At 69.3% G+C, this 15596-nt stretch carries 2 protein-coding genes; both read left to right on the plus strand.

What is annotated here, in order from left to right; genetic code table 11:
* Window positions 1–159 precede the first annotated feature (159 nt).
* Window positions 160–13779: a filamentous haemagglutinin family protein gene (locus ABE473_RS04355; protein ID WP_346488677.1), complete on the plus strand. Its 13620-nt coding sequence runs from the start codon at window positions 160–162 to the stop codon at window positions 13777–13779.
* A 151-nt stretch (window positions 13780–13930) separates the two neighbouring features.
* On the plus strand, window positions 13931–15568 hold the full coding sequence (locus ABE473_RS04360) for a ShlB/FhaC/HecB family hemolysin secretion/activation protein (protein WP_346488642.1): 1638 nt from the start codon (window positions 13931–13933) through the stop codon (window positions 15566–15568).
* Window positions 15569–15596 lie beyond the last annotated feature (28 nt).

Here is a 15596-nt window from a genome sequence, read left to right on the forward strand (position 1 = left end):
CAACGGTTCAGTCGTTGTCACCGGCCCCCGTCTTATCCCTCGTAACAAGCGCATCGCATTGCACTGCCACGCTCGCTCCTGCCATGGACGGGATCGCGCTGCAGGACGGAAGCACGCGCTTGCCCTTATCAGCGAACGATATTGCGACGGGTGACAGCGATGGTGAAGCAGCAGAGCGGTTCGATCGGATGCACGGCCCCGCAGGTGCCGCAGGTGCGCGCGCTGTCGCAGGCCATCGCGGTGTTGCTGATGGCCGGTGGCGTCGCGGCGGGCGTCAACGCGCAGCAGGCCTTCAGTCCGGCATGGTTCGCCAACAAGGGCGTGCAGCAGCAGACCGCCGCGCAGACCGGCCGCCTGCCGAACGGCATGCCGTCCAACCTGGTCCGTACCGACCAGCAGGCACAGCAGGCCCGCGACACGCTGAAGACCTCGCTGGAGAACCTCAACACTGCCGCGCAGGCGATCGCCATGCAGCAGCGCATGCAGCAGACCGCGCGCGATGCCGCGCGGCTGCGCGCCGGCCAGGTGCCCGATGGCCTGGGCGAGGGCGGGCTGAAGATCGATGACGACACCCTGACGCGCGGCTGGTTCAACGCCAGCGCTCCGACCCAGAGCAGCAAAGACGGCACCACCACCGTCAGCATCGCCCAGACCGGCGACAAGGCCATCCTCAACTGGGAGACCTTCAACGTCGGCCGCAACACCGTGGTCGATTTCGACCAGCAGGCGAGCTGGTCGCTGCTCAACCGGGTCAATGATCCCAACGCGCTCCCGTCGCAGATCCTCGGCCGCATCCAGGGCCAGGGCACGGTGATGCTGGTCAACCGCAATGGCGTGGTGTTCGACGGCAGCAGCCAGGTCAACGTCAAGAACCTGGCCGCCTCGGCGGTGAACATCAGCGACGCGCAGTTCCGCAAGGGCCTGTACAGCGACGCGCAGGGCAGTGGCTTCATCCCGACCTTCGGCAATGAACTGACCACCAGCGCCAACAGCTTCGCCCATGGCGCGGCCACCGGTGACGTGGTGGTGGAACGCGGCGCGCAGATCACGACCGCGGTGCCGTCCTCGGTCACCGAAGGCGGCGGCTACGTGCTACTGCTCGGCCGCCAGGTGCACAACCAGGGCCAGATCACCACCGCCAATGGCCAGGCCACGCTGGCCGCCGGCGATGCGTTCGTGATCCGCAAGGGCATGGGTACCGACCAGAACCAGACCTCCACCACGCGCGGCAACGTCGTCACCACGCTGCGCAAGCCGGTGGCAGCCGATGCCGTCGTGGCCACCGCCAGTGGCGTGGTCAGCAACAGCGGCCTGATCCAGGCCAGCACCGGCGACATCACCCTGGCCGCCCATGACGTGCGCCAGCAGGGTGCACTGATCTCGACCAGCTCGGTGCATACCCGCGGCACCGTACACCTGCAGAACGAACGCGCCGACAGCACCGGCAGCGTCCTGCTGGACCAGGGCAGCACCACCGCGATCGTGCTCGATGCCAGCGCCACCACCGCGCTGGACGTCCAGCGCGAAACGCTGGTGCAGGAATCGGACAAGGTCGGCGACGGTATCGCCCATCGCCGCGACCAGTCGCTGGTGCAGATCAGCACCGGCGGCAAGGTCGCCTTCGATGACGACAGCCTGACGCTGGCGACGGGCGGGCAGATCTTCGTCGACGCCGCCGACAGCGAGGTCCGCCAGGGCGCGCGCCTGGACGTGGCCGGCTACGTCGGGGTCAAGATCGCGATGGAGGCCAACAACGTCCAGATCAACGTGCAGGGCAACGAGCAGCGTGACGCCGCGCTCAACCGGGACGACAAATCGCTCAACAGCAGGAACATCTGGCTTGACCGCCGCGATCTGGTCCTGGTTCCGGCCGGCACCAACGGCTATGAGACCGATCGCTGGTACACCGCCGGTGGCCTGCTGGAGGTCGGCGGCTACCTCGGGGTGACCGGCCATGGCATCGGTGAGTGGTCGGCGCAGGGCGGGACCGTGCAGTTCTCCGGCGGCAACGTGACCACGCAGCGTGGCTCGAGCATCAACCTCTCCGGTGGCGCGCTGGACGTGCAGACCGGCTACGTCAACCTGACCCACCTCAAGGGCGCCGACGGCAAGCTCTACAACGCCTCCACCGCGCCGGGCGATCTGCTCTACAGCGGGCTGTACCGCGGGTTCGAAGATACCCATGCGCGCTGGGGCAATACCGAGTTCTACTACAACCCGTTGATCGCACCGCAGCGCAGGCTGGAGAACGGCTACACCGTGGGCCGCGATGCCGGCCGGCTGATCGTCGCCACCCGTGCAGCGCAACTGCAGGGCGACGTGGACACCACCACCTTCCAGGGCGACCGCCAGCAACGCGCCCGCGATGCCGCGCTGGATGGCTACCAGCAGGGACAGACCAGCGTTGCACGCCAGGGTCAGCTGGTGATCGGCAGCTACCTGCCGTACTACGACAAGAACAGCGGACAGCAGCGTTTCGGCCCGGCCGCATTGGCCGAACATGTGGCCATCGGCGATGCAGCGAGTGCCGCCGGCACCGGCGAGATCGGTCTGGACGCGGCCTGGCTCAACGCGCAGCGCTTCGGCGGCGTGGAGGTGTACGCGCACGCCGGCATCGATGTCGACCAGGCGCTCGAGGTTGCGCTGGGCGGCACGATCGCCCTGCATGCCAGCGATGTCCGCATCAACGCCGATCTGCGTGCCCGGGGCGGTAGCATCGCACTGGGTGACATGGTCGTGCAGCGCACCTCGAGCGGCATCGAGTGGCAGGATCTGCCAATCAGCGCGCGTCCCGGCGATACCCTGCTGCACCAGGTGCTGGTCGGCGATGGCGTGACCCTCGATGCGCGTGGCGTGTGGACCAATCAGGCGCAGGACCCGGCGGCCATCGGCGGACTGCCGTTCCTCGACGGCGGCAGCGTGGCGGTGCGCAGCACCGGCAACGTGGCCCTGGGCAAGGGCAGCGTGATCGACGTGTCCTCCGGTGCGGCCATGGGCGAGGAGGGCGATGTAGCCGGTGGCAAGGGCGGCAGCGTCACCCTGGCCGCAGGGCAGAACATGGGGAGCGGCGTGCTGTCGCTGGATGGCAGCATCCGCGGCCACGGCGTGAAGGGCGGCGGGGCGCTCAACATCGAGAATGGCACGATGGTCAGCATCGGTGGCGACGTGCCGGATGCGATCGAGCAGCTGGCCGCCGGCCAGGCCAGCACGCTGCCGGTACGCCTGGCCGCCGACGTCACGCTCCAGCCGGGCGACGTGATCCCGCTGAGCTTCTCCATCACCATTACCCATGTGGCCGGCGGCAAACCGATGCCGCTCACGATCCGGCCCGAGGTCAGCAGCACCAAGCCGGTGACCACCCAGGCACCGTGGCTGTTGCCGGCTGCCGTGCAGCTGGCCGACTACGGTCCGGTCCGGTCCGCCGGCGAGATCCTGCCGGCGGGCACCACTCTGTGGACCATCACCGACCTGCCGGCCGGCTATGTGCTGCCGGCGAATGTATTCCCCGGTGGTCTGCCGATTCCGGCACAGACCTCCCGTTACGTCGCCGGCACCGTGGCCACTGCCGCGATCACGGTCCCGGCCGGCACTCGCCTGCCGGTCGGCACGGTCTGGCAGCGCGACGTGCCGGTGCAGTCGTTCCTGGCGCTGGACACCGGTCTGTTCCAGAGCGGCTTCAAGCAGTACAACGTGGTGGGCCGCGATGGCGTCAAGGTGGTCGAGGGCGCGCACCTGGAGGTGGCGATGCCACTGCTGCAGGTCGACCGCGCGGCCGCGCGTGCGCTGGCCACGGGTGCCACTCCTGACGATGCCCTGTCGGTCTGGCTGCCACCGCTGCAGCAGGACGATCCGAAAAGCGGCGAGGTCATTCTGCGCAAGGGCGCCGGGCTGTCACTGACCGCCGGCACGCCGCAGAACGCGGCCGACCTGGAGATCGGCCGCAACAGCCGGATCAACGTCGATCCCGGCCAGGCCATCACCCTGACCGGCAACGCACAGATCACCCTCGACGGTGCCCTGCAGGCCCGCGGTGGACGCATCACGGTCCTCGGCGGTGACCTGGGTGAAGGCAGCCTGCTCAACCTGCCCAAGGGAACGCCCAACGCGCGCTCGATCTGGATCGGTGAGCAGGCCGTGCTCGACGTGTCCGGCATGGCCTATACGGCCCTGGATGAAGCCGGCGGTCGGCACGGCCAGGTGCTGGCGGGCGGCACGATCGAGGTCGGCGCACGGCATGACCTCGCATCGCGCAACCTCCCGGCGATCGATGCATTCGTGGTGGTGCGCGAGGGCGCCCGCCTGGACGCCTCCGGTGCGCAGGCGGTGCTGGACCTGCCCGATCTCGGTACGACCCCCATTGCCAGCCACGGCGGCGTCATCGCGCTGAGTGCCAGCAATGGGCTGTTCGTCGACGGCACCCTGCATGCCGCCGCCGGTGGCAGCGGCGCGCGCGGTGGCACGTTGGCGCTGAATCTTGAAACGCCGATCTACGGGCCGGTCGAGCGCTTCAGCGGTAAGGGCATCGAGGTCGCCGACGGCGTGCGCGTCCCGCGTGAGCTGGTGATCGAACAGCACTACAGCGGCAGCGGCCTGGGCACGGAGGCCGTTGCCGGCGAGCTCGATCCAACCCTGGTCTATGGCAAGGCCCGCTACGGCGTGGATGCGATCCAGGCCGGCGGCTTCGATACCGCTTCGCTGTACGTCAATGGCCTGCTGAGCTTCGATGGCGACGTAGCGCTCGACATGCGCCAGGCGTTGTACCTCACGGCGAGCGCGCTGGGGCTGTCCACGGATGCCACGCGCGACAGCCAGGTGCAGCTGTCCGCACCGTACCTGCGCCTGGCCGGCTCGGCGCGCCGCCAGCCGGACAGCACCATCATGCCCAACCCGGTCACCGGCTCGCGCAACATGAGCCCGGCGTCGGGTTCGCTGGGCGTGGCCGCGCTCGCCGACGCGGCGTCGATCACGTTCGCAGGCAGCCTGGTCGATGTGGTCGGCATCGTCGGCTTCGGCGCGAACGGTGAAATCGTGCAGAACGCGGTCGACCCGCTGGCGGTCAAGCGCGACGCGTTCGGCGCGGTGCGCATCGAAAGCCAGGGCGACCTGCGCCTGCGCGAGGCCGACCTGTTCTCGCCCGGCGACACCACCCTGGCGGCGGCGCAGATCTACGGCAGCGGCAACGTCACCGTGGGCCTGCGGACCCTGCTGAACGAATGGGGCACCCTCACGACCGAGTTGGATCCGGACCGCATGCTGGACATCCAGCGCATCGGCAATACCTTGACGCCGCAGCCCTACAGCGTGTTCGGCACGATGACGTTCAGTGCCGCCACCATCAACCAGGGCGGGGTACTGCGCGCGCCGCTGGGCAACATCATTCTGGGTCGCGCCGATGGCACCGGCTACACCGGCGTGGTCAACCTGCTGCCGGGCAGCGTCACCTCGGTCAGCGCCAACGGCCTGGTGATGCCCTACGGCGGCACGGTCGACGGGCTGGTCTACAACTACAACGGCGTCGACGTGGCTTACCAGGGCGTGGGCGGTGAACCGGCGGTGGAGTTCCGCTCGCACGCGGTGAACGCCCAGGCCGGCGCGCTGCTGGATCTGTCCGGCGGCGGCGAACTGACCGGCGCGGCGTTCCTCTCTGGTCGCGGTGGCTCCACCGATGCGCGCCTCAACCCGCTGGTGCAGATGGACCGCGATGGGTTCACGCTGCCGGGCCTGTCCACCAACCCGGTATATGCCATCCTGCCCGGGATACAGGCCGGGCAGGCCCCGATCGGTGCCGAGCGCGGTGCCGGTGATCCGGCCATCGGCCAGCAGATCACCCTCGGCGCCGGCATCCCCGGGCTGCCGGCAGGCACCTATACGCTGCTGCCGTCCAGCTATGCACTGCTGCCGGGTGCCTTCCGCGTGGAACGCAACGGCCTTGCCGGCAGTGCCACCGCGTTCGGCACTACCCAGGCCATGCGCAACGGCTCGTGGAGCACCTCGGCGCGGCAGAGCGTCGCCAACACCGGCAGCGGCGATACGCTGCCCACGCAGTGGGTGGTGACCGCCGCCGACACCCTGCGCACCTACTCGCAGTACAACGAAACCAGCTACGCCACCTTCGCGCTGCAGCAGGCCGCGCGCGAAGGGGCGCCGCGCCCGCTGCTGGAACGCGACGCCAAGGCGGTCAATTTCATGGTGACCAGCCCGGATGTGGCCGGCTCGCTGGAGCTGCCTTCGCTGCGGTTCAACGCCACGGTGCTGGATGCTCCCGCCACGGCGGGCACCGGTTCGGTCGCGCGTCTGTTCAATGCAACGAACTACGAAATACTCGCCGACGGCACGGAAGCGACCGAGGACTTCGCGGGTATTTCCATGCATGCCAGCGAGCTGAACCGGGTCGGCGCAGCGCGCCTGGAAATCGGCGGCCGCCTGCGCAGCACCTACGCCAATCCGGCCAACGGCTCGCTGCAGTCGGCCAACGTGATCAACATCGAAGGCGGCGGGTCCAGCAACAGCATCGTGATGCGTGCCGGTGCGCAGCTGGAGGCGGCGGAGGTCTTCCTGATGACCGGTCGCCAGGCGGGTGGCATCACCCTGGAACAGGGCGCGGGCATCAACACGCTGGGCCAGGGCGCCGCCGCCTATGACGCCGCGCAAGGTTACATCTATACGCCGGGTCGCTCTGCGCTGCTGGCCGTCTCCAACGGCCAGATCAACCTGCTGGCGCCGGAAGCGGTCGACGGCCAGGGCAACGGCGCCGGTGCGATCGAGATCGGCGCCTGCGCAGTGCTCAGCGGATGCGCGGGCACGACCCGTCTGTACTCCGAGGGCACCATCGCCACCGCCACCGACAACCGCTTCGTGCTGGGCGATGCGGTGCGCTACGGCACCCGTAACCTGGCGCTGGCCGTCGGTGGCATCAACGTCGGCAGTGCCGAGGCGATCGCCGACGCCACCGCGCGCGGCACGCTGCCGGCCGGCATGACGCTCAACCAGGACGTGCTCAGTCGGCTGCTGCTGGGCGACACCAGCGTCGGCGCGCCGGCACTGGAAGCGCTGTCGCTGACCGCACGCGAGTCGGTCAACTTTTACGGCGATGTATCGCTGTCCACCTACGATGCAGTCACCGGCAAATCGGCGTTGCAGCAGCTGGTGCTGGGGACGCCGGCCATCTACGGGTATGGCGATGCCGATGCCGTGGCCCGCATCCACACCGATACCCTGATCTGGAGCGGTGCACTTGCGCCGGCCGGCAGCATCGTCGCCGACGGCCCGGGCACCGGCCACGGCCAGCTGGTGGTGGATGCCCGCGACATCGTGTTCGGCTACGGCCCGCGTACCCAGCCGGATACCGTGCGCACGCAGGACCGTCTTGCGCTGGGCTTCGCCGGCGTGCACCTCAACGCCAGCGGCCGCGTGACCGCCAACCAGAAGGGCAGCCTGAGCATCTTCGAGACCCAGGGTGACTGGAATGCGGATACCCGCTCCTACGCCCGCAGTGGCGGCGAGCTGTTCATCAACACGCCGCTGCTGACCGGCGCAGCCGGGTCGGTCAACACGATCACCACCGGGGGCAACCTGCATGTCACCGGCAACGGCGCGCCCGTCGCGCCCGACAACGCGACCCTGGCCGCCGCGCTGGGCGCGGAGATCGCGCTGGGCAGCCGCGACGGCAGCCTGCTGCTGGACACCGCCGTGCTGCTGCCCAGCGGCAAGCTGCGCCTCGCGGCGCAGGGCGACGTGCGCCTCGCCGATGGCGCGCAGCTGGACCTCGCCGGCCGCCGCATCGCCTTCTTCGACACCGCCAAGTACAGCTGGGGCGGTGACGTGCTGATCGACAGCCGGCAGGGCGACGTGCAGCAGGACAGCGGCGCGAAGATCAGCCTGGCCGCGCAGAACAACCGCGCCGGCACGTTCACCGCACACGCCGCCGCAGGCACCCTCGATCTGGCCGGCCAGCTGCTGGGCAGCAGCAGTGGGCATTACGACGCCGGTGGCACCGAGGTGCCGTACAGCGCCGGGCGCATCGACCTGCACGGGCAGGGGATCAACGATTTCAGTGGGCTCAATTCGCGCTTGACCCGCGATGGCGTCACCGGCGGGCGCAGCTTCCGCATCGGCGAGGGTGATCTTGCGCTGGGCGACGAAGTGGTGGCGCGTGAGGTGAACATCGCGTTGGACAACGGTCAGCTGTGGGTCAACGGCACCGTCGATGCCAGTGGCGAACAGGCCGGCAGCATCCGTCTGGCCGCGCGCAATGGCGTCACCCTGGGCAGCGCGGCCGTGCTGGATGCCAGCGCGAGCGTACTGCGCCGCGACAGCTACGGGGCGGCGATCGACGCGCCCAACCGCGCCACCATCGAGATCGATTCGGGGCGTGGCACGTTGGCCATCGCCAGTGGCGCACGCATGGACCTGCGCGTGGCCGGCAGCAGCAGGAATGTCGGCACGGTGGCGCTGAACGCGCCGCGCGTGGGCGGCAACGACGTGGCGATCGCGGCCGGCGGCCCGATCAGCATCGACGGTGCGAAGACGATCCAGCTCAATGCCTTCATCACCGACAACAGCGCAGCGGCAGGCACGGAGGCCAGCACCAGCGGCGAAACCTACCAGGTCATCGACCAGGCGTACCTGGACCGCCTGCATGCGCAGAGCACCACCTTCATCGACGCCGCACTCGCCAACAGCGCACTGGTCGATCAGCGCCTGGCGGGCCTGCGCGCGTACGGCGATGCGTTCCACCTGCGCCCGGGCGTGGAGGTCGTGGCCGACCTGGCGGTGAATGCAGACGGCAATCTGCACGTGGATGGCGATCTGGATCTTTCGGCGCACCGTTACGCCAGCCTCAACCCCGGCAGCCAGCGCACCGGCGTGCGCGGCTCCGGTGAGGCCGGTGCGCTGGTGCTGCGCGCGCAGGGCGACCTGGAGGTGTTCGGCAGCATCAGCGATGGTTTCGATGGCAGTCGCCTGGGCACCACGTTCGACGACAACGGCTGGTACCTCACCGCCGGCCGCCAGCTGTTCGGCAGCGACGTGGTGGTTCCGCATGGCGGCCTGGTCACGCTCGCCGCCGGCACCGTGTTCAATTCGGGCAAGGTGCTCAACTACGACCTGCCCATCGGTGACATGCAGATGGCCGCCGGCACCCTGTTGCCCGCCGACGCCCGTCTCGCGCTGCCGCTGGCGCTGGCCAAGGGCACCGTGCTGGGCGCGGCCGTCCACGATGCCTCCGGTGCGCTGCTGTATGCGGCAGGCACGGTCCTGGCCGATGCGGTCACGGTGCCGCAGGGCGCGCGTCTGTCGGCCGGCCTGCGCCTGCCGCTGGCCGCCCGCATCGCGGCGATGACCTGGCCGGCCGGTGTGGCCCTGCCGGCGTCGCCACTCGGCAATCTGGTCACCCTGGCCGCTGACCTGGGCCTGGCCAAGGGCGCCTTCATTCCCAGCGACACCGAGGTCAAGCTGCCCGGCGACGCCACCACGGTGAACCTGCGACCGGTGGACGCCGATGGCAACCAGGGTCGCATCTGGGCACTGGCGCCGATGCTGGCGGCCGGGTCGCAATCGTGGGACGTCAGCCTGGTGGCGGGCGCCGATACAGCCGCCGCGGATCGCCTGACGGTGGATCCTGCCGGCACCGGCAGCCTGCGCCTGTCCGATCCGCATTACGGCCAGGGTGGCGCCGTGGTGGAGATTCCCGGGACCGGCTCGCCGGCCACCTACCTGTGGGGCGACACCGAAGCGTTCGAACGATTGGTCGTGGAATTCTACGGCGAGTACATCGTCAGCTTCGTCCCCACCACGGGCACTGCGTTCACCGAGGACCAGCTCAGCGAACTGATGATGTGGGGCTTCGTGTACAGCGGTCCGGAGAACCTCAACGAGTTCGGTTTCGACGGTGTGGCTGCCATCGACTCGCCAGAGGTTCCGCCGGACACCGAGTTCAGGACACTGCCCGGGCGCGAACAGTTGCCCAGCGTGGTGCGCACCGGTACCGGCGACCTGCGTCTGGTCTCCGGCAAGGACATCGCCACCACCTCGCTGTATGGCGTCTACACCGCCGGTACTCCGTCGGCTGCCTTGGCCGGCAACGGGCGCGACCCGTACAACCAGGCGCGCGCGCGCGTCGCACCCGGCAATGCCAATCCGCTCGGAAACAGCGTGCTGGGAGATGCCGGCGAGGTGTTCGAGCACCTTGTCGATGGCGGCAGCCAGAGCCTGTACCAGGCGTGGTATCCCGAAGCAGGTGGCAACCTGCTGCTGCGCGCCGGTGGCAACATCTCGGGCGACAGCATCGGGCGTCAGGGAGCGCTGACGCGTACGGAAACGCTGGGAATCGCCACACCGCGATTGAGCACCAGCGCATCGGTGGGCAACTGGCTGTGGCGACAGGGTACCGGCAGCGTGCAGACCGGTGCGGAAGGCCTGCCGACCGCATGGTGGATCAACTTCGGCACGTACGTTGCCGCGCCCGACACCGCGAACTACAACAACAACTTCGTCAACATGCCGCAGCTGGTCGGGTTCACCGGCTTCGGCACGCTCGGCGGTGGCAACCTGCTGCTGGAGGCGGGCGGCGATGCGGGCATGCTGCAAAGCCGCGGCGACCATGGCGCGGCGTACATCACCCGCAGCGCGGGCCTGAACCTGACCGTTGCCAGCACCGGCAGGGTCAGCGCCGATGGCGCGCTGGTACAGACCGGCGGCGGCGATCTGGACATCCGCATCGGCGGCGGCCTCAATGCCGACCCCTCGCTGCGCTCGTTCACCGGCAGCAATGCCGCGCCGGTGGCCAACGAGATCACCGTCAACGACGCGCAGCGACTGGATATCAACGGCAGCTTCACCAACCTGCGCGGTGCACTGCGGTTGGAAGCCGGTTCGGTGGGCGGCGTGGAACTGCGCTACGGCAAACGCCAGGACGCCAAGGAGTCGCGTCCCTACGACGTGTACACCGCAACGGCCGCCACCGCAGCCGGTGGGCCGGTGCTGGTGCTCGGCGATGCCGGCGCCCGTCTGGATGCGCGTGGCGACCTGGTGCTGGGTACCGTCTCGGATCCGGGGCGGGTCGCCCAGTTCAACAATGGCACCCCCTTCAGCGTGGGCGGCAACGCTTACCAGGACGGCGGCTGGAGCTGGTTCTCGCTGTGGACCCCCTCCACCGCGGTGGACCTGATGGCCGCCGGCGGCAACCTGACGCCGTCGCTGGCGATGCAGGACCGCAACGCTGGCACCGACGCCCGGGCGACCGACGGCAATCACGTGTATCCCTCGGTCCTGCGCGCGGTGGCTGCCAGCGGCAGCATCTACTACGGTCGCGCCCGCACGGCCCCGACCGCCGGCACCAACAACGAGGACTTCGTGGCGGGCGTGGTACTGGCGCCGTCGCCGGTGAACGGGCAGTTCGACGCACAGGGCACCGGTCAACTGGAACTGCTCGCGGCCGGCTCGATCTATGCCAACGGCACCGGCTTCGGCACCTCCGGCGCAGACCCGACCGCGTTGCCCAATCCCTGGAATCCCGGGTTCGTCGGGCTGGGGCAGGAGATGTGGTACGGGCGTCAATACCTGCACAACGTCAGTACCGGCGCCCTGGCGCCCAGCGTGCTGATCTCAGGCGGCCGCGCCAACGGCTCCCTGCAGCTCTATCCGCTGTTCTCCTTCACTTCGCCGACCGCGTCCGGTTACGTGCACGTGGGCCAGACGCCTTCGCGCTACTACGCGCTCCACGGCGACCTGGTCGGGCTGCGCAGCGGCAGCGTGGTCGATACCCAGTACGGCGTCTTCAACAACGGTGTCACCACCAATATCACCAACACCTGGTACGACGGTGGTGGTGCCGTCGCCATCCGTGCCGGCCGGGACATCGTCAACTCGGGCACTCCGCTGGGTGCCTTCGACAACGTCGGCACGGTGTTTGGCAATGCCGATGGTGCGCTGGGCTGGATGGGCACCATCAACCGCGGCGATCCTGCCGCCGAGCCCCGGCCCACGGCGATCGCCAGCGGTACCGCACGCGGCAACCTGATCGTGCACACCAGTGCCGACGACGTGTCGGTCGTGCAGGCGGGGCGCGACATCCGCTTCAGCACGTTCTACGTCGCCGGCCCCGGGTTGCTCGACATCAGCGCCGGGCGCGACGTGTACATGGCCGACAAGGGCGAACTGCGCAGCCTGGGACCGGTCACCGGCGCCACGCCCGGCGACCGCAGCAGCGGCGCCAGCATCGCGGTGGCGGCCGGTCTTGGCGAACACGGCGCGGATTGGAACGCCTTCGCCGCGCGCTATCTGGATGCGGCCAACCTCGCCGATCCCGGCCGCGCGCTGGGCGATCAGGACGGCAAGGTCGTCCGTGTCTACGGCGGCGCGGTGTCGCTGGCGCAATGGCTGCAGGCGCAGTTCGGCTACGGCGGCGATGAGGCCGGTGCCGCCGCGTTCCTGGCACAACAGCAGCAGGCCCTGGACCAGGCGCACGCCACGGCGGTGGCCAGCGGCGGCACGGCCGCCAGCCGCGACCTCGCCCGGGAGTTCAAGCTGGAGAGCCAACTGCACCTGGTCAATTGGCTGACCGGCCGCTTCGGAGGCGCCAACGGACGCGGCCTGCACTTCGACGCCGCCAGCATGGACGCGCAGGCTTTCTTCGCCGCGCTGCCCGCCGAGCAGCAGAGCGCCTTCCTGCGCAACGTGTACTACGCGGAGCTGAAGGCCGCCGGCCGTGAGTACACCGCCGTCGACGGACCGCGCGAAGGCAGCTATCTGCGTGGCCGCGAGGCGATCGCCACGCTGCTGCCGACCAAGGATGCCAAGGGGGGCGAGATCGCCTACCAGGGCGACCTGACCATGTTCAGCAGTGCGCTGTACTACGAGGGCGTGCTCGAATCGGCGGCGGGCCGCCGCCCGAAACCGGGTCAGACCTACCTGAGCGAAGCGGACTGGATTGCCGCCGGTCGCCCCACCACCGGGGTGCGCTATTACCGTGTCAACGACGCCGGTATCCACACCGATTTCGGCGGCGACATCCATCTGCTGGTGCCCGGCGGTCGCACCCTGGTGGGCGTGGATGGTGGCTTCCTGCCGGGGGCCGGTTCCGGTGTGCTCACCCAGGGCGAGGGTGACATCAACATCTACTCGCGCGGCAGCCTGCTGCTCGGGCAGAGCCGCATCTTCACCACTTTCGGCGGCAACATCCTGGCGTGGTCGGCCGAGGGCGACATCAATGCCGGCCGCGGCAGCAAGACCACGGTGGTCTACACCCCGCAGCGCCGCGTCTACGACACCGTCGGCAACGTCGCGCTGTCGCCGAACACCCCCAATACCGGTGCGGGCATCGCCACGCTCAACCCGATCGCGGAGATTCCGCCGGGTGACATCGACTTGATCGCGCCGCTGGGCACCATCGATGCAGGCGAGGCCGGCATCCGCGTCTCGGGCAACGTCAACCTGGCCGCGCTGCAGGTGCTCAATGCCGACAACATCCAGGTACAGGGCAAGGCAGTGGGCATTCCGGTGGTCGCGGCGGTCAACGTCAGTGCGCTGACCTCGGCCAGCGCGGCGGCGAACACCGCAGTGCAGGCCGCGCAGGAGATGGTCAAGCGCCAGACGCAGCAGACCCGCCCCTCCACCATCAGCGTGCAGGTGCTGGGCTTCGGCAGCGAAACCAGCAGCGTGGCACCGCCGAAGCACGAGGACCGCTACGACCCGGACAGCGTGGTGCAGGTGGTCGGCATGGGCGAGCTGAGCATCGAGCAGCGCGCCCGTCTCGACGCTGCGACGACGAAGCGACAGTGATGACGACGTCTTTCCTGCCTCTGGCCAGCGCGCGTGGCCAACGCCATGCGCGCGCACGCAACTGCCTTGCCGGTGCAACGGCGCTGTTACCGCCGTTGCGCACGCTCACCTCCTGCGCATCTGAATCCCTTTCCGCATTGAGAAGCCACTGATGTCTTCAATCTCCCCGGCGCTGGCACGGGCATCCCTGCCACTGGGCCTGCTCTGCGCGATCTCGCTGGCCAACGCGCAGACCGCGCATGCCGACGCCGATGCCGTCGCTGCCCCGATGGCGGCCGCGGCGGCCCCGGCTGGCCCGGCTGCCCGCGTCAACATCAACGAGTACCTGGTGCGCGGCAACACCGTGCTCGGCGCGCGCGACATCGAGCAGGCGGTCTCCCCGCATCTCGGCCCGGACCGCACCCTGCAGGATGTCGAAGCGGCGCGCGTGGCGCTGCAGTCGGCCTACCAGGGCAAGGGCTACCAGTCTGTGTATGTGGATCTGCCCGAGCAGCAGGTCAGCGGCGGCGTGGTGATCCTGCAGGTCACCGAGACCCGCATCGGCCAGGTCAAGGTGGTCGGCGCCGAGCACAACGATCCCGCACGCCTGGCCGAGCGCGTGCCGGCACTGCAGGCGGGCGCCGTGCCGGACTTCGAACGCGCGCAGGCGCAGCTGACCGAACTCAACCGTGGCGGCAAGCGCCAGGTGGTGCCGCTGGTCAAGCCCGGCGCCGCCGAGGGCACGATGGATGTGGAGCTCAAGGTCGATGACACGTCGCCCTGGCGCTACAGCGCCACGCTCAACAACGACCACAGCGTGGACACCGAGCCACTGCGCAGCATCCTCACGGTCGGCCACGACAACCTCTGGCAGCGCGAGCACACCGCCTCGCTGACGTTCTTCGCCGCGCCGCAGGACCTGGACCAGGCCAACGTGTGGTCCGGTGCCTACGGTCTGCCGCTGGGCAGCCCGGACTGGATGCTGGATTTCTCCGGCTACCGCTCCGACAGCAACGTGGTGTCCACCGGCCAGACCAATGTCACCGGCAAGGGCCACGCGGTCGGCGTCAAGCTCAGCCACACCTTCCCGATGACGGGCGCCTGGTGGCACCAGCTCTCGGCCGGTGTCGACTTCAAGGACCTGGACGAATCGGTCGCGATGGTCGGCCAGGCCTCGGATTTCGCCCCGCTCAAGTACGCGCCGGTGACCGTGGCCTACAGCGGCTTCCGCCAGGGTACCAGGCACCAGCTCAACGTCGGCGTGCAGGCGGTGTTCGGTGCGCGCAGCCTGTTCGGTTACGGCAGTACCGATGACGAGTTCGACTGGAAGCGCGCCTACGCCGATCCCAGCTTCTTCGCGCTCAAGCTGGAACTGAGCGACACCTACACGCTGGAGAGTGGTGCGCAGTGGTTCGCGCGGCTGTCGGCGCAGATGACCGACCAGCCGCTGGTCTCCGGCGAGCAGTTCGCCGCCGGCGGCATGTTCACCACCCGTGGCTACCGCTCGGCCGAAGGCATCGGCGATTACGGCGCGCTGGCCACGCTGGAATGGCGCACACGCCCGCTCGGCTTGTGGGGCCTGCAGGACTGGCGCTTCTACGGCTTCCTCGACGGTGCCTGGCTGGGCCTGCGCCGGCCGCTGCCCGAGCAGGCCGTCAGCGCCGCGATGAGCGCGGTCGGCGTGGGCAGCCGCCTGCGCATCGGCGAGCACTACAACCTCCGCTTCGACTACGGCCGGACGCTGCACGACGGCCCGACCACGACCAAAGATGCCAACCGCCTGCACCTGAGCGTCGGCGCCAGCTACTGAGCCTGACTTTCCCAAGCATTTTCCGGAG

The organism is Stenotrophomonas sp. TWI700 (assembly GCF_039673645.1).
Classification (GTDB): Bacteria; Pseudomonadota; Gammaproteobacteria; order Xanthomonadales; family Xanthomonadaceae; genus Stenotrophomonas; species Stenotrophomonas maltophilia_AA.

Bases quoted from the DNA above. Each gene is read 5' to 3' on its own strand.
- ABE473_RS04360 (WP_346488642.1), top strand. From the start codon at position 13,931: ATGTCTTCAATCTCCCCGGCGCTGGCACGGGCATCCCTGCCACTGGGC.
- ABE473_RS04355 (WP_346488677.1), top strand. From the start codon at position 160: ATGGTGAAGCAGCAGAGCGGTTCGATCGGATGCACGGCCCCGCAGGTG.